Source organism: Bradyrhizobium nivariense (assembly GCF_029846695.2).
GTDB lineage: Bacteria > Pseudomonadota > Alphaproteobacteria > Rhizobiales > Xanthobacteraceae > Bradyrhizobium.
In genome coordinates this window covers 113,364-128,795 of sequence record NZ_JARWCR020000002.1, presented here as the reverse complement: position 1 = coordinate 128,795, position 15,432 = coordinate 113,364, and the positions used below count along the sequence as shown (strand labels likewise).

The following is a 15,432-nucleotide window of genomic DNA, read 5'->3' as shown; positions in this document are numbered from 1 at the left end:
TTTTTGAATCAAATCGTGTCCGGCCCGTGAGGGTGGCATTCGCCACAAATGTGGCGTCCGTGCTAGAAGCGCCCGGGGATTTGCGTTGAATCGGGGTTTGCTCAAATGAGTTCCAAAGGATCTGCACCGGCAAAGGCCGGCTTGCGCGTCGGCGTCATTGGCGCCGGCGTGATGGGCAGCAACCACGCGCGCGTGCTTAGCGGTTTGCCCGGCGTCAGCCTCGTCGGGGTCGTCGATCCTTCGCCGGCACATCGCACGCGCGCCATGGAACTGGCCAATTGCGCGAGCTTCGAGACGCTCGACCAGCTCTTCGCCGAGGGCGTCGATGCCGTCACCATTGCGGCGCCGACCCATCTGCATCACGAGGTCGCGCTCGCCTGCATCGCCAAGAACATCCACGTACTGGTCGAGAAGCCGATCGCCTCCACGGTCGCAGAGGGCCGCGAGATCGTCACTGCTGCGCAAAAGGCCGGCGTGACGCTGATGGTCGGCCATGTCGAGCGCTTCAATCCGGCGGTCGCCGCCGTCAAGCAGGCGATCGCGGGCGAGGATATTCTCTCGATCGCGATCACGCGCGTCGGCCCGTTCCCGCCGCGCATGTCCAATGTCGGCGTCGTCATCGATCTTGCCGTGCACGACATCGATCTGATCCGCTGGTTCACCGAATCCGACATCGTCGAGGTGCAGCCGCAATTGTCGAGCGCGATCGCCGAGCGCGAGGACATCGCGCTGCTGCAGTTCCGCACCGCCAACGGTGTGCTCGCGCACATCAACACCAACTGGCTGACGCCGTTCAAGGCGCGCAGCGTCACGGTCGCGACCCGCGGCAAATACGTGATGGGCGATCTCTTGACGCGCCAGGTCACGGAATGCTTCGGCTTCAAGCCTGACGGCAGCTACTCGATGCGGCATCTGCCGGTCGGCCATGACGAGCCGCTCCGCGCCGAGCTGATCGCGTTCCTCAAGTCCGTGCGTAACGGCGAGACGCCGGCGGTCACGGGCGACGAAGGCGTCGCCAGCCTCGAGATCGCCACGCAGTGCCTGGAAACGCCGTCGCGGCCCGCGGCCACTGCTTCCGCCCGCAAGGGCCCGCGCCGCGTCGTCGGCTGATCCCTTTCCATGCCGACCACTCAAGAAGGCACCATGAACCAGCATCTGCGTTCCGAACCCATTCCCTTCGTCGACGTCGCCTCGCAGCGCCGCCGGCTCGGCGACTCGCTCGATGCCGCCGTCAAACGCGTTCTCGACCATTGCCAGTTCGTCAACGGCCCCGAAGTCGCCGAGCTCGAGAGGCAGCTTGCGGCCTATTGCGGCGCCAAGCACGTCATCGGCTGCGCCAGCGGCACCGATGCGATCCTGATGGTGATGATGGCGAAGAATGTCGGGCCGGGCGATGCCGTGCTGTGTCCGTCCTTCACCTTCATCGCGACGGCTTCGCCGGTGGCGCGGACCGGCGCGACGCCGGTCTATGTCGACGTGGACGAGGCGACCTTCAACATGAGCCCGCAATCGCTGAAGCGCGGCATCGCGACCGCCCGCAAGGCCGGCCTCAAGCCCGTCGCGGTCATTCCGGTCGATCTGTTCGGCCAGCCGGCCGATCACGACGCCATCGCCGACATCGCCAAGGCCGAAGGCCTGTTCGTGCTCGACGACGCCGCGCAGGGTTTTGGCGCGAGCTACAAGGGCCGCAAGCTCGGCACGTTGGCACTCGCCACCGCGACCAGCTTCTTTCCCGCAAAACCGCTCGGCTGCTTCGGCGACGGCGGCGCGATCTTCACCGATGACGACGAGCTCGCGGCGACGCTGCGCAGCATCCGCGTGCACGGGCAGGGCGTCGACAAATACGACAATGTCCGCCTTGGCCTCACCGGCAGGCTCGACACCATGCAGGCCGCCATCCTGATCGAGAAGCTGAAGATTTTTGACGACGAGATCGCCGCCCGCAACCGGGTTGCCGAACGCTATGCGCGCGGGCTCAGCAACGTGGTCACCGTGCCGCGCCTTGCGCCCGGCAACACCTCGGTCTGGGCGCAGTACACCATCCGCCTGCCCGAGGGCACCGACCGCGACGGCTTTGCCGCCGCGCTGAAGGCCCAGGGCGTGCCGACGGCGATCTATTACGGCAAGTCGATGCATCAGCAGACGGCCTACAAGCAGTACCCGGTCGCCGAGGGCGGCCTGCCAGGCTGCGAGAGCCTGTCGCAGGACGTCATCAGCCTGCCGATGCATGCCTATCTGACCGAGGCCGATCAAGAGCGAATCATCGCGGCCGTGCGCGGCGCGATTGCAGGCTGATCTTGCTTCTGTTTCTTCACCTCTCCCGCTTGCGGGAGAGGTCGGATCGCGCAAGCGATCCGGGTGAGGGCTCTCTCCTCTGGGGGTCTCAATTGCGGGAACACCCTCTCCCCAACCCTCTCCCCCAAGCGGGAGAGGGGGCGCACCTTTGTCGCGGCTTGCACCTAGACCAAATCTCGCCATGCTCTAAAACAGACGCATGCTCGGACGTATCTTCACGGTTGGCGGATATACGCTGCTCTCGCGGCTGACGGGATTTGCCCGCGACATCATGCTCGCGGCGATCCTCGGCGCCGGCCCCGTGGCCGACGCTTTTTTTGTGGCCCTGCGGCTGCCCAACCATTTCCGTGCGATCTTTGCCGAGGGCGCCTTCAACGCGGCCTGGGTGCCGGCCTATGCGCATGTCCATGGCGAGCGCGGGGAGGCGGCGGCAAGAGGGTTCGCCGACCGCATCTTCACGCTGCTGCTGGCCTCGCAGGTGGTGCTGCTGATCGTCGCCTGGCTGTTCATGCCGCAGGCCATGAGCATTCTGGCGCCCGGCTTTTCCGAGGACGCCGAGCAGCGCAGGCTCGCGATCGAGCTGACCCGGATCACCTTTCCCTATCTGCTGCTGATCACGCTGGTGACGCTCTACGGCGGCATGCTCAACGTGATGCAGCGCTTCGCCAGCGCCGCGGCCGCCTCGATCTTCCTCAACATCTCGATGATGATGACGCTGGCGCTCGCCGCCTGGTTTCCCAGCGCGGGCCAGGCCGCCGCCTGGGGCGTCCTGATCTCGGGCTTCCTGCAATATTTCCTGCTGGCGGGTGATCTCGCCCGCCATGGCGGCCTGCCGCGCTTTGCGCCGCTCAAGCTCGACGAAGACGTCCGCGGCTTCTTCAAGGCGCTCGGCCCGGCGACATTGGGCTCGATGGGCACGCAGGTCGCGTTGTTCGCCGACACCATCATCGCAACCTTCCTGCCGGCAGGCGCGCTGTCGGCGCTGTATTATGCCGACCGCCTCAACCAACTCCCGATCGGCGTGATCGGCATCGCCATCGGCACGGTGCTGCTGCCGGAGATGTCGCGGCGGATCACCGCCAACGACCATGACGGCGCGATGAAGGCGCAGCGCCGCGCGTTCGATTTCACGCTGCTGTTCTCGATCCCGTTCGTCGCCGCCTTCATCACCGTGCCCGACGCGATCATGCGTGCGCTGTTCGCGCGCGGCGCGTTCTCCAAGGCCGACGCTGCCGTCGCCGGCGCCACGCTCGCGGCTTACGCCATCGGGCTCATTCCTTTCGTACTGATCCGCAGTGCCGTGGCGACGTTTTACGCCCGCAAGGACACGGTGACGCCGGTGCGGGCGTCGCTGACCGGCATCGCGGTCAACGTCGCGCTGAAGGTCGCCCTGATGGGATCGCTGGCCCAGATCGGCCTGGCGCTGGCCACCGCCGTCGGCGTCTGGACCAATCTGCTGATGGTGCTCTTCTTTGGCGTGCGGCGAGGCTTTCTCGTGCCGGACCGCGCCTGGCTGTTGTCGCTCGCGAAATTCCTGCTGACCGGCCTCATCCTGGCCGCCGCCTTCTGGCTGATCGCGCGCTTCAGTGGTGTCTATTTTGCTTCGATGCCTCTCCGGGACGAATTGACGCTCGCGCTATTGGCCGTCGGGGGCACGATCATCTACGCGCTCGTGATCCTCGCGCTGTTCGGCCGCAACTGGCTGGTCTCGCTGGTGCGCGGCTAGGCGAGCTTCATTAGACGGACGCGCCGGAGCGGGCGCTCGCTCCCAGAGTGTAATTAACATCCGCACATCTCTTGATTTTGTGCGATTGCCGTGATATTGGCACCACATGATCAAATCCGTGCGCAAACTCAACTGCATTCACATGACCCGCTTCGGCTGGGCCGTGGAAGGAGTCGCGCGCTAGGAATTCGACGACGACATCTTTTCACCAGGCCCCGCCGGCATCGGACGGGGCCTTTTGTTTGGCCACGCTCCCTGCCGGCACAACAGCAGGAGCATCCGATGCCACCCCAACAGACGAACACCGCACCCGCGACCGAGCGCGGCGCCGCGGCGCTGCGCTCCGACATCGCATTGGCGAGGAGCATTTTCAGCCTAATCAGGCTGTACTGGCGCGCGTTGCAGGAGCGGCGCTGGCGGCAGGGCCCACGAGTCACCTTGCAGGATCTGAGTGACAGGGAGCTGATGGATATCGGCCTGACGCGTGGCGAGATCGACTACATCACGCCGGAACGGGCTATCGATAGGCTGAGAGATCGCGCGACGGATCTATGGGGCCGTGGCGTGATGTAAGTGATGATAATGCCCTGCCGATACGATCCTAGCTGAGACATGAGAAGGACGGCGATCATGACGCCACATTCGGCCGTTGCCCAGGGGGACGCGGAAATCCGACGATTGACTGTCGACGATCTCAAGATCTTTCGCGAGATGCGCGCGGAGGCGCTTCAGCGGCATCCTCAATCGTTTTATTCGCCCGAAGAGGACGAAGGCGGCGATGCCATGATGGCGGCTTATCGCCATTGGCTCAGCGGCACTATTTTGGGCGCATTTGAATGCGGGAGCTTGATCGGAGTCGCGGGTTTTTATGTGTCATCGGACAAGAGAACACAGCACAGGGGGCACATCTACACGGTCTATGTAACGGAAAATAGTCGAGGCAGAGGTGTCGGAGATCGGCTCATCAAAGGAGTTCTTGCCCATGCCGAGGCATGCGTCGAACAGGTGCATCTTGCCGTGCTGGTGACAGCAACCGCTGCAATCAAGACCTACATGCGCAACGGGTTCGAGGTATACGGTACAGATCCTCGTGCCGTTCGGGTCGGCGGCGCCATGTATGACAAGTATCTTATGATCAGGAGATTCAGTCATTAGCGTCTGCCTGGCGTGGCCAATCGGGAACGTTGGCAGGGTCCGGCTCGCGTTGAGGAGGGCACCGGGATCTCGAACTTCTGCGGTGTATGAGTGACCTCGGGTCTCGTTGTGCAAACCTGATGTGACGGGCAGGTCGTTCTTGTTCCGTCCTGCAACAACGTGCCTGCCTAAAGCCGTTTGCCTTGCTACTTTTTCCACGGCAATATGCCGGCAAAACAACCATGCGGACACGGAGATCAAATGGCAGCCCCCATCAAGTTCGGCGTCGGCCAGAGCGTCCTGCGCAAGGAGGACGACGCGCTGATTCGCGGCAAGGGCCGCTATACCGATGATTATGCGCCGCAGGCCGCACTTCGTTGCCTGATGCTGCGCTCGCCGCATGCGCATGCCAAATACACCATCGATGCGAGCCGCGCCCGCACCCTTCCCGGCGTCGCGCTGATCCTAACCGCCGATGACGTCAAGGATCTCGGCAATCTGCCCTGCCTGTTCAATCTCGAGACAGATCCCTTCACCGGGCCGCCTTACCCGATCCTCGCCAAGGACGAGGTGCGCCATGTCGGCGATTCCATCGCCTTCGTCGTGGCTGAGACCATCGACCAGGCCCGCGACGCGATCGAGGCCATCGACGTCAAATGGAGCCCGCTGCCGGCGGTGACCGGCGTCGTCAACGCCGTGAAGAAGGGCGCAGCCTTGGTCTGGCCGGACAAGCCGGGCAATGTGCTGTTCGACGTTTCGATTGGTGACAAAGCTGCGACCGAAGCTGCGTTCGCCAAGGCGTATACGGTCGCCGAAATCTCCATCGTCAATCCGCGCGTGGTCGCGAGCTTCATGGAGGCGCGCGCCGCCGTGTGCGAATACGACGCCAAGCGCGATCATCTGACGCTGACGGTCGGGAGCCAGGGCAGCCATCGCCTGCGCGATATCCTCTGCCAGAACGTGCTGAACATCCCGACCGACAAGATGCGCGTGATCTGCCCGGACGTCGGCGGCGGCTTCGGCACAAAGCTGTTTCCCTATCGGGAATACGCCCTCTTGGCAGTGGCCGCGCGAAAGCTGAAGAAAGCGGTGAAATGGGCGGCCGACCGCACCGAGCATTTCATGGGCGACGCGCAGGGCCGCGACAACGTCACCACCGCGAAGATGGCGCTGGCCGAGGACGGCAAATTCCTCGCGATGGATTGCGACCTGATGGGCGACATGGGCGCGTATCTGTCGACCTTCGGGCCCTACATTCCGCATGGCGGCGCCGGCATGCTGCCGGGGCTCTACGACATCCAGGCGTTCCACTGCCGGGTGCGCACCATCTTCACCAACAGCGTACCGGTCGATGCCTATCGTGGCGCGGGGCGGCCCGAAGCGGCCTATGTCATCGAGCGCCTCGTGGACGCATGTGCGCGCAAACTCGACATGACGGTGGATGCCATCCGCCGCAAGAATTTCATTCAGCCGAAGGCGCTGCCCTACAAGACCGCGACCGGCAAGGTCTACGATTCCGGCGACTTCGCCGCGCATCTCAAGCGCGCGATGGAGATCGCCGATTGGAAGGAGTTTGGAAAGCGCGCCAAGGCGGCCAAGAAGAACGGCCTGATCCGCGGCATCGGGCTTGCGAGCTATGTCGAGGTCTGCGGCACCATGGGCGAGGAGACCGCCAATGTGCGGATGGATCCCAATGGCGATATCACTGTCCTGATTGGCACCCAGTCGAGCGGGCAGGGCCATCAGACCGCCTATGCGCAGATCGTTGCCGAGCAGTTCGGCGTTGCGCCCGAGCGCGTGCACGTCCACCAGGGCGACACCGACATGATCGCCACCGGCCTCGGGACCGGCGGCTCGGCTTCGATCCCGTCAGGCGGTGTCAGCGTCGAGCGTGCGACCCGCGAGCTCGGCGCGCGGCTCAAGGAGATCGCGGCGCAGGCGCTGGAAGCCAGCGCCGGCGACCTCGAGATCACCGATGGCCTGGTGCGCATCGCCGGCACCGACCGTTCGATCTCGTTCGCCGATCTCGCCAAGCGTCCCGGCGTCGATCCGTCGAAGCTCAACGCGAGCGCGACGTTTGCCAGTGCCGACGGCACCTATCCGAATGGCACCCATGTCGCGGAGGTCGAGATCGATCCGGCCACCGGCATCATCAAAATCGTCAACTACGTGATCGTCGACGATTTTGGCAAGACGCTCAATCCGCTGCTCTTGGCAGGCCAGGTGCATGGCGGCGCCATGCAGGGTATCGGCCAGGCGCTGATGGAGCAGGTGGTCTATGGCGCGAGCGACGGCCAGCTCATCACCGCGACCTTTATGGATTATGCGCTGCCGCGCGCTGCGGACGGACCTGCCTTCGTGTTCGAGACTGCCAACGTTCCCTGCAAGACCAATCCGCTGGGGGTGAAGGGGGCGGGCGAGGCCGGGGCGATCGGCTCCTGTCCGGCCGTCGTCAACGCCATCGTCGACGGGCTCTGGCGCGAGTACAAGATCGACCACATCGACATGCCGGCGACCGCGGAGCGGGTGTGGATCGCCATCAACGAGCACCATCGCCGTCACAGCCTCTGAGGTCCGATCTCCGCGGCGGGAATAAACCCCCGCCGCCGGGTTCTAACCATGAATGGCCTCTTCCCCCCAAACCGTCTTGCGAGCCGGAGATACAAGCCGATGAAACGAACGTGGATTGTCGCGGGCACCCTGCTTCTGGGTGCGGGCGCCGTGATGGCGCAGCAGGAGATTGCCGTCCAGCAGGACAATCTGATGCGCTCGCAGGCCAAGAGCATGTACGGCGTCATCCTCAAGATGACGAAGGGCGAATTGCCCTACAACCAGAAGGCCGTCGACGAGGCGATCGCCAGTCTCGAGGCCGACGTCGCCAAGATCGCCAAGACCTTCGAGGTCAATCCCAAGCAGGACGTGGTGAACGCCACCTACGGCGCCTCGCCAAAGGTCTGGCAGAACAAGGCCGATTTCGACTCCAAGATCCCGCCGGTGCAGAAGGCGATCGCGGAGGTCAAGGGCAAGATCACCGACGTGGCGAGCCTGAAAGCCGCCTACACCGCGATGAACGACCGCTGTACCGACTGCCACGAGACGTATCGTCTGAAGCTGAAGTAGCACGCGTTTTTTCACGCTCGTCAGACTATAAGCGCGGACGAAAACTTTCGGGGTTACAATCAGGTATTGGGCAAGTGGCCACGGCGATGTTGGGAGTTGCCCCGGTCGCCCCCCAAGCTTTTCAATCCTTTGTCTCAGCCACGGCTCATTTGTCGGCCTCAGGCCGGCAGCGAGGGCCGCAGCGTGCTATGGGGCGCTTGCCTGGATAATCCGCGGTCGATGCAAGTTGAGCTCCTGCAACGCCTCCTGGTCGCTGTCACGGCCCGATCAGTGAGGTACTTCCGGCGTTCGGACGATAACCCGGGCGGGCGCCGGCGGTGCCGCTGTTCAAGCTGGGTGATCCGATCCTGAAAATTTGCCATGCCGCGCCTCAATGGAAGGGGTCCAGCCGGTGAGCGAGAGGAAGCCATCGCGAGGCCCGACCTTTCCCGATGCCTGCAATTCGGCAATTTGCCGGTCACTGTCGGCACGATCAGCGGCCTTGATGAAATGCATTTGCCGACCAACGATGGGCTTCTGCTGCTCAGCAGGGCAATACGCTTTTCGATCACAGAGGCCATGCGGGCCAATCCTCCACCATCTTAAGCGTATCCGGATCTGTGGCGGGATCAGCTCGCAGGGCGACCAGCGCCGCGGCCTGGCCGCCTAGATCTGCAATCCGGCTCTTTCGTCGTGGGGAACGGCTCAAAGGCGCGGCTGAGAGTTTCGGGCGTCATGCCGCTACCGGTGTGGGTCACGCAGATAACGACATACTGGCTAGGCGGCAATTCGGGATTTTCGGGACTAATCTTCGGACGAGACGTCCACACTTCGACGGTCAGCTTGCTCTGGCGAGGTGGCCTTCGGAACGATGCACTGCACAGCATGTTGTCGTCTGGCCAACGACCTTGTGGTCGACCAAATCATCCTTGGAGCGTCAGATGAGCAAGCGTAAGCCGGCAATGACGTCAAAGCATGCCCGCGGCCCCAGAATAGTCGCGAAGGCCCAACGGGCCGCTCAAGCTGTTGTCAGAAGCCCGAAAGCGAATGTTCCGCGGCCCGTGGGCGCAGACTCGAATGAACCGTCTGCAAAGCGTACAGAGGACTCACAACAAGACGCCCTCGTTGAGAGTCAGCTTCTTGTTAAAAATCCGGAGACAGTCTTACAAGCTGACTTCAAACAGATGACGGAGAACGATTCAAAGAAAGAGATTGATTTTCTTTCCTCAGCCAACGCAAACATGCGGGCTTATCAAGCAATGCTACTGGGAATGGCACAAGCCAACATGCAATTGGCTTTCGAATACGCTCAAAGGCTTGCCACGATTAGGGCGCCCCTTGAATTGCCCTGTGTAGTTGCAGAATTCACAAGCAAGCGGATCGCCATGTTCCGGAAGCATTCGACAGAGATGGTTGAAGCAAATACCAAGCGATGGATCTCCTAAGAGCAAGGTCACAATATCGGTTTCTTGGCGGACGGCCAAAGGACTTGTGGTTGTCGGGCTTAGCAGTCACGCAATTGGGTACATCAAGTATCTCCTACGCGACTAGTACGCCGTGACAGCGCGAGGAACGTTTGAGGTCTCTGGAATACTGGATTCCCCGCCTGCCGCCTACGCTAAGGCTTCGGCGCCCCTCGGCCGCAGCCCTGGCGTAGCCTTGGCGTAGACGGGTCGCGGGGAATGACAGCGGTGGGAGGGGCGCAGCAAATTCTGCTCGCATGGCCTGACGGATCACCGTCAGAGTGGTTATGTCTGCTCGCGCCGTTGCGGCGTTGATGCCTCACGACATCAGGAGTTCCAACGCGCGGCGCGGATCCCAGTCAACAGCGAGACAAGCCATGGTAAAACCGTTCCCGTCGAAGACGCACATCGGCAACCATATGCTGCATCCCGAAACGCTGATGCTGACCTATGGCTATGATCCGCAACTGTCTGAAGGCGCCGTCAAGCCGCCGGTGTTCCTGACCTCGACCTTCGTGTTCAAGACGGCCGAGGATGGGCAGGACTTCTTCGATTTCGTGTCCGGCCGGCGCGAGCCGCCGGAAGGCATGGGCGCGGGCCTGGTCTATTCGCGCTTCAATCACCCCAACAGCGAAATCGTCGAGGACAGGCTCGCGATCTATGAGCGCACCGAGAGCTGTGCGCTGTTCTCATCCGGCATGGCGGCGATCGCAACCACGATCCTGGCTTTCGTCCGCCCCGGCGATGTCATTCTGCACTCCCAGCCGCTCTACGGCGGGACGGAAACCCTGTTGACGAATACGCTTGCGCGTCTGTCGATCGGTGCCGTCGGCTTCGCCGATGGCGTTGACGAAGCTGTGGTCAGCCAGGCCGCGGAAGAGGCCATGCCCAAGGGCCGGGTTTCGATGATCCTGATCGAAACTCCGGCTAACCCGACCAATGGGCTGGTCGACATCGCGATGATGCGCCGTGTCGCCGAAGTCATCGGAAAGACCCAAGGACACATTCCGATCATCGCCTGCGACAATACGCTGCTCGGACCGGTGTTTCAGCGGCCGATCGAGCACGGCGCGGATATTTCCTTGTACTCGCTCACGAAATATGTCGGCGGTCATTCAGATCTGATCGCGGGCGCCGCGCTCGGCTCGAAGGCGGTCGTGAAAGGCATCAAGGCGCTCCGGGGCGCCATCGGCACCCAGCTCGATCCGCATTCCTGCTGGATGATCAACCGGTCGCTCGAGACGCTGAGCCTGCGCATGGAAAAGGCCGATGCGAATGCACGCGTCGTGGCGGACTATCTGCGCGATCATCCCAAGGTGGCCAAGGTGCACTATCTCGGTCATCACGAGGCGGCTTCGCCGGCCGGACTTGTGTTCGCGCGGCAATGCTCGGGTGCCGGATCCACGTTCTCGTTCGACATCGTCGGCGGCAAGGCGGCGGCCATGAAATTCCTCAACGCGCTGCAGATCCTCAAGCTGGCGGTGAGCCTTGGTGGAACGGAGTCGCTTGCGAGCCTGCCTGCCACCATGACTCATTCCGGCGTTCCCGCCGACATCCGCCGGAAGATCGGCGTGCTCGATTCCACGATCCGGCTGTCGATCGGCATCGAAAACCCGTCGGATCTGCTTGCCGACCTCGCGCAGGCGCTGAACGCGGCCGAACCTGACGTGTGACGCCTGCGGCCGGGATCGCGCCTTGTGCGCGGCTTCGGATTGACCCGGCCCAAACATCGAAAAGGCCGGACGCTGCCTCCAGCGTCCGGCCTTCGCCGACGAAGCAGCCGTGAGACTTACTTCGTCACCTGACCGCGGATCTCGCCGCCCGGATTGGCCGCGGTGTGGATGTTGACGTAGAGCTTGCCGGCGAGCAGATCGGCGGCCTGCGCGTCGGTCAGTGTCGCCGAGCCCTCGGCCGGGCTGGACGTCGCATTCGGAATCGCGACCGCGACGCCGGCGTTTTTGCCGGCCTCGGCAGGTCCGTGGAAATGGGCGGCCGTGGCGGGGCCGGACAGGCCGGAATAGGTGACCTTCCAGGACAGCTTCTTGCTGGCGGCGTCGTAGTCCAGATCGGCCGTTCCGGTGCCGCTGCTGGTCGTTGCGGGCACCTCGGACTTGGCGTCGAGCGTTGCTTTCAGCTTTTCCGCGTTGGCCGAACCCGCAAAGGCAACGGCGCCGAGCACTGACATGGCGATGACGGTCTTGTTCATGACTCTTCTCCCTGCTGAAACCCGTTTGGGCTGCCAAACTTCCAACAGCCGGCATTTCAGTTTATTCCCGTTTCAGGCCGCGGTGGGCTAAATTCTTCGTGGCTGGAGCGACGAAGACATCGGTCATAAGGTTCGCCGCGACGACGAAAGGACCGCATATTGCGACGAACAATCTCCGTGGCGCTGCTCGCCGCACTCGCCGCAGCCGGCGTCTATTGGTGGCTCAGCGCGCCGGTGGTGGCGGCCGCGGGCACCGCGCCTGCCCACGTCCCTGATCTTGCCAATGGCGAGGTGATGTTCAACGCCGGCGGCTGCGCCTCATGCCATGCCGTCCCCGACCGGCCCGATCGTGCCAGGCTCGGCGGCGGCGTCGCGATCAAGTCGCCGTTCGGAACGTTCTACGCGCCGAACATCTCCTCCGATCCGACCTACGGCATCGGCAAATGGAGCGACGCGGAATTCGTCAACGCAGTGATGCACGGGGTCTCGCCGGACGGACAGCATTATTTTCCGGCCTTTCCCTACACGTCCTATCAGCATGCCAGGCGCGAGGACGTGCTCGATCTCTTCGCTTATCTGAAAACGCTGCCGGCCGTTGCAGGCAAGGTGCGTGACCACGATATGCGCTTTCCGTTCAATATCCGGCGCAACGTCGGCATCTGGAAATTCCTGTTCATGGACGGCAAGCCCTTCGTCGCCGACAGCGCGAAGTCGCCGCAATTCAATCGCGGCGCCTATCTCGTCAACAGTTTTGGCCATTGCGCGGAATGCCACAGCCCGCGCAATGCGCTTGGCGGCATCATCGCCGGAGAACGCTTCGCCGGCGGGCCCAATCCGGAAGGCGAGGGATGGGTGCCCAACATCACCCAGAAGCACCTTGGCGAGTGGAGCGCGAAGGATATTGCCTATTTCCTGAAGACCGGCGAACTGCCCGACGGCGACAGCGTCGGCGGCGCGATGACGCGGGTGATCAAGAACACCTCGCAATTGTCGGACGACGATCTCGCGGCGATGGCGGACTATGTCAAATCGCTGCCGCCGGTGGACGGTCCGCCGCGCCCGAAGCGCAAGGAGGGTGGCGCCTGAAGCCAACCCTTTCCAATTGACACGCCGGGACTGCGCCCGCATCCTTTGTTGCCGGTTGGGAATTGGAAGTGCGCCACGATGGGGTGTCGAGTTCTTGCGTGGCTGTGGCTGATCGTTTCGACTTGTGATTTTGCAGGGGCAGACGAGGCGGGCCGCACGGTTCAACCGTTCGGTTGAGATGGCGCCAAAACTCCCGACCGCGCTGAAGCCGCGTTATCTCACGCTTTTCAGGGCCGCCCTCGGCCAGGGGCAGACCGCAATCGACGCCTATCAGGCCTGGCGCGCGTCCGAGCCGCACGATGCGGCGGACGAGGTCGTCTACCGCACCATGCCGCTGCTCGTCGCCACCGCCGACAGGGCCGGGATCGCCGACGCCGACACCAAACGCATGCGCGGTGTCGTCAAGCACGTCTGGCTGTCCAACGCGACGCGGGTCCGCGATGTCGTCGAGGCCTGCGCGGCGCTGAAGGCCGCCGGCATCGCCGCGCTGCTGATCAAGGGCGGCGCGCTGTTTGCGCGCGACGAAAGCTACATGGCGAAGCGCATGACGGGAGATTACGATCTCCTGGTCCGACGCAAAGAGGCGCCCCGCGCGATCGAGGTGCTGCGGCAGGCTTCGTTCCGCAGCCACGGCATGCGGGTGGAGCTGTTCTCGGAGTCCGATTTCGACCGCGACATCCATGCGGTCGCGATGTCGCGGGCCGGGCTCGGCCGGGCCATCGACCTGCACTGGCGCGCGCTGTTCTGGCTCGACGACGAGAGCTTTACCGAGGAGCTGTTTCGCACCGCCGAGACAGCGACGCTGCTGACGCATGAGGTGCTGATCCCCGGCCTTGCCGAGCATCTGGCGATCGCGGCGATGCGGCCGGAGCCGGCGGACCAGAAGGAGATGGTGTTCCGCGCGCTCGAGGTCGTGCATGTCCTGGAAAGCGCTGGCAACAGGGTCGATTGGGATCGCTTTCGCGCGCTCGTGACGCGGTACGGCGGCAGCCTGTTCGCCGCGCAATTGCTCGATCTCGTCGCACGGGAGATGCCGGCTCTGGTGCCGGACGGTCTGGTGGAGGGATTGTGGCGCTACGGTCCGCCGGGGAAATCCGTCGAGATCGCCGTCCGCGCGGTGCCGTGGGCGCAGCGTACGCAATGGCAGCAGTTCGGGGTCGCCTTCTTCACGTCGCTGCGCGCGCAGTTCAAGGCGCCTTTCCGCTTGCTGGATTGGCCAAAGCTCCCGGGCGCCGCCATGGCCGCATTCGATGCCAGTGCCGTGCACTTTCCCCTGTTTCGGAAAACGATCCTGAAGCGGGTCTGGCAGCAGGCCGCACGCGCGACGCATCCGCTGCGAGGACACGACGTCTGGTTCGGGCAGGGGTTTTCCATTCCGGAGGACGAGGGGCGGTGGACCGACCATCAGTTCGCGGTCATCGAAATGCCGATTGACGGGCAGCCGCATGCCGCCGTCGCGCTTGCGGTGATACCGTTCCTGCCGCCGGGCACGGAGAGTTTTCGCTTCGCGGCCTATGCCGGCGCGGGTGAGGTGTTGCAGATCGCCGCGGGGCGCAACGATCCGATGCCGTTCAAGATTGCGCTGAGCGCAAAAATCGTCGGCACGGACAGGCGCAAAATCGTCGTCGCGCTGCGGATGCGCGATCCCGGGCGTCCGATGGATATCGGCCACTCGATCGACCACCGCCTGCTTGGTCTGTTCGTGAAGTCAGTCTCGATCAACGGCGTGCCGGTGTTCACTCCGGCGGCCGCTGCGCCTTGATGGCCTGGCGCAGCGCCATCAGCGTCTGAAGATTTTGGGCGTCCGTGTTGGTGCGGCCGCCGTTGCCGAGATGAAGCCGGCGCCGCACGACGACGTCGTCGACATGCGCGATTTTCAATCCGCCCTGCTTGGCGCGGCCGAGCCATGCGATGAAGAAAGTCGCGGGCAGCGTCTCGTCGAACGGACCGGACCGGTCGAGTGCGGGGCGCCGGATCAGCATGCATTGCTTGAGCTCACCCGGCATGATCTCGACGGCCGGCTCGAGGCGCGCGCGCTGCGCCTCCGGCACGTCGGGGCTGACGAATTGCTGCACCTTGCCGAAGGCGGCGTCGATGTTGCCGTCATGATCGAGCAGTGCCAGCTGCATCTCGAGCTTGCGCGGAGTCCAGAGGTCGTCTGCATCGCAGAAGCCGATCAGCTCGCCGCGCGCCATCGCGAGGCCCTTGTTCACGGCGACGGCCTGGCCGCTGTTGGTCTGTGTGAACGCGACGATCCGATCACCGAACCGGTCGAGAATGCCGCGCGTGCCGTCGCTCGATCCGTCGTCGACGACGATGACCTCATCGGGCAGGATGGTCTGGCCGAGCACGCTCTCGATCGCCTCGGCGATGTAGGCCTCGGAATTGTAGGCGGCGATGACCACGGAGACGCGCATGCGGCC

General features: G+C 63.7%; 14 protein-coding genes. 11 read left to right on the top strand and 3 right to left on the bottom strand.

Annotated features, from left to right (window positions below):
- The first annotated feature begins 105 nt into the window (after positions 1-105).
- The 7 genes from QCM77_RS02510 (at position 106) to QCM77_RS02480 (ending at position 8,275) form a co-directional block, all read left to right on the top strand.
- Positions 106-1,110, top strand: coding sequence for a Gfo/Idh/MocA family oxidoreductase (locus QCM77_RS02510; RefSeq protein ID WP_279663114.1), 1,005 nt, complete (start codon positions 106-108; stop codon positions 1,108-1,110).
- 9 nt (positions 1,111-1,119) lie between these two features.
- Complete coding sequence (locus QCM77_RS02505; protein WP_462804282.1) at positions 1,120-2,295, top strand: DegT/DnrJ/EryC1/StrS family aminotransferase; 1,176 nt, start codon at positions 1,120-1,122, stop codon at positions 2,293-2,295.
- A gap of 199 nt (positions 2,296-2,494) precedes the next feature.
- On the top strand, positions 2,495-4,021 hold the full coding sequence (gene murJ, locus QCM77_RS02500; protein WP_279681818.1) for a murein biosynthesis integral membrane protein MurJ: 1,527 nt from the start codon (positions 2,495-2,497) through the stop codon (positions 4,019-4,021).
- 282 nt (positions 4,022-4,303) lie between these two features.
- The gene (locus QCM77_RS02495) at positions 4,304-4,594 is read left to right on the top strand and encodes a YjiS-like domain-containing protein (protein ID WP_279681817.1); all 291 of its coding nucleotides are present in this window, start codon (positions 4,304-4,306) and stop codon (positions 4,592-4,594) included.
- Positions 4,595-4,651: 57 nt separating this feature from the next.
- Positions 4,652-5,176, top strand: coding sequence for a GNAT family N-acetyltransferase (locus QCM77_RS02490; RefSeq protein WP_279681816.1), 525 nt, complete (start codon positions 4,652-4,654; stop codon positions 5,174-5,176).
- 240 nt (positions 5,177-5,416) lie between these two features.
- The gene (locus QCM77_RS02485; protein WP_279681815.1) at positions 5,417-7,726 is read left to right on the top strand and encodes a xanthine dehydrogenase family protein molybdopterin-binding subunit; all 2,310 of its coding nucleotides are present in this window, start codon (positions 5,417-5,419) and stop codon (positions 7,724-7,726) included.
- Between the two features lie 99 nt (positions 7,727-7,825).
- Positions 7,826-8,275 carry a cytochrome c gene (locus tag QCM77_RS02480; RefSeq protein WP_279681814.1) on the top strand — a complete coding sequence of 150 codons (450 nt, stop codon included), beginning with the start codon at positions 7,826-7,828 and terminating at the stop codon, positions 8,273-8,275.
- A 327-nt stretch (positions 8,276-8,602) separates the two neighbouring features.
- On the opposite strand, the gene QCM77_RS02475 is transcribed toward QCM77_RS02480, so the two are convergent.
- Positions 8,603-8,770 (bottom strand): hypothetical protein, encoded by a 168-nt coding sequence (locus tag QCM77_RS02475; RefSeq protein ID WP_279681812.1) that lies wholly within the window; start codon positions 8,768-8,770, stop codon positions 8,603-8,605.
- A gap of 425 nt (positions 8,771-9,195) precedes the next feature.
- Here QCM77_RS02475 and QCM77_RS02470 point away from each other — a divergent pair, with 425 nt between their 5' ends.
- Together QCM77_RS02470 and QCM77_RS02465 are read left to right on the top strand one after the other, a co-directional pair.
- Complete coding sequence (locus QCM77_RS02470) at positions 9,196-9,699, top strand: Phasin protein (RefSeq protein WP_279681810.1); 504 nt, start codon at positions 9,196-9,198, stop codon at positions 9,697-9,699.
- A gap of 395 nt (positions 9,700-10,094) precedes the next feature.
- Positions 10,095-11,390 carry a cystathionine gamma-synthase family protein gene (locus tag QCM77_RS02465; RefSeq protein ID WP_279681809.1) on the top strand — a complete coding sequence of 432 codons (1,296 nt, stop codon included), beginning with the start codon at positions 10,095-10,097 and terminating at the stop codon, positions 11,388-11,390.
- A 116-nt stretch (positions 11,391-11,506) separates the two neighbouring features.
- On the opposite strand, the gene QCM77_RS02460 is transcribed toward QCM77_RS02465, so the two are convergent.
- Positions 11,507-11,923, bottom strand: a complete 417-nt coding sequence (locus QCM77_RS02460) for a CHRD domain-containing protein (RefSeq protein WP_279681807.1) — start codon at positions 11,921-11,923, stop codon at positions 11,507-11,509.
- A 156-nt stretch (positions 11,924-12,079) separates the two neighbouring features.
- Between QCM77_RS02460 and QCM77_RS02455 the strand changes: the two genes are divergently transcribed.
- Positions 12,080-13,009 (top strand): c-type cytochrome, encoded by a 930-nt coding sequence (locus QCM77_RS02455; protein WP_279682067.1) that lies wholly within the window; start codon positions 12,080-12,082, stop codon positions 13,007-13,009.
- Positions 13,010-13,187: 178 nt separating this feature from the next.
- Positions 13,188-14,771, top strand: a complete 1,584-nt coding sequence (locus QCM77_RS02450) for a nucleotidyltransferase family protein (protein ID WP_279681805.1) — start codon at positions 13,188-13,190, stop codon at positions 14,769-14,771.
- On the opposite strand, the gene QCM77_RS02445 is transcribed toward QCM77_RS02450, so the two are convergent.
- Positions 14,746-15,426 (bottom strand): glycosyltransferase family 2 protein, encoded by a 681-nt coding sequence (locus QCM77_RS02445; protein ID WP_279681804.1) that lies wholly within the window; start codon positions 15,424-15,426, stop codon positions 14,746-14,748. The genes QCM77_RS02450 and QCM77_RS02445 overlap by 26 nt on opposite strands.
- Positions 15,427-15,432: the final 6 nt, after the last annotated feature.

Excerpts from the sequence above, each read along its gene's own strand:
- murJ (WP_279681818.1), top strand. The coding sequence starts at position 2,495 with ATGCTCGGACGTATCTTCACGGTTGGCGGATATACGCTGCTCTCGCGG.
- QCM77_RS02450 (WP_279681805.1), top strand. The coding sequence starts at position 13,188 with ATGGCGCCAAAACTCCCGACCGCGCTGAAGCCGCGTTATCTCACGCTT.
- QCM77_RS02460 (WP_279681807.1), bottom strand. The coding sequence starts at position 11,923 with ATGAACAAGACCGTCATCGCCATGTCAGTGCTCGGCGCCGTTGCCTTT.
- QCM77_RS02510 (WP_279663114.1), top strand. The coding sequence starts at position 106 with ATGAGTTCCAAAGGATCTGCACCGGCAAAGGCCGGCTTGCGCGTCGGC.
- QCM77_RS02495 (WP_279681817.1), top strand. The coding sequence starts at position 4,304 with ATGCCACCCCAACAGACGAACACCGCACCCGCGACCGAGCGCGGCGCC.
- QCM77_RS02475 (WP_279681812.1), bottom strand. The coding sequence starts at position 8,770 with ATGCATTTCATCAAGGCCGCTGATCGTGCCGACAGTGACCGGCAAATT.
- QCM77_RS02445 (WP_279681804.1), bottom strand. The coding sequence starts at position 15,426 with ATGCGCGTCTCCGTGGTCATCGCCGCCTACAATTCCGAGGCCTACATC.
- QCM77_RS02485 (WP_279681815.1), top strand. The coding sequence starts at position 5,417 with ATGGCAGCCCCCATCAAGTTCGGCGTCGGCCAGAGCGTCCTGCGCAAG.
- QCM77_RS02505 (WP_462804282.1), top strand. The coding sequence starts at position 1,120 with ATGCCGACCACTCAAGAAGGCACCATGAACCAGCATCTGCGTTCCGAA.
- QCM77_RS02465 (WP_279681809.1), top strand. The coding sequence starts at position 10,095 with ATGGTAAAACCGTTCCCGTCGAAGACGCACATCGGCAACCATATGCTG.
- QCM77_RS02490 (WP_279681816.1), top strand. The coding sequence starts at position 4,652 with ATGACGCCACATTCGGCCGTTGCCCAGGGGGACGCGGAAATCCGACGA.
- QCM77_RS02470 (WP_279681810.1), top strand. The coding sequence starts at position 9,196 with ATGAGCAAGCGTAAGCCGGCAATGACGTCAAAGCATGCCCGCGGCCCC.
- QCM77_RS02480 (WP_279681814.1), top strand. The coding sequence starts at position 7,826 with ATGAAACGAACGTGGATTGTCGCGGGCACCCTGCTTCTGGGTGCGGGC.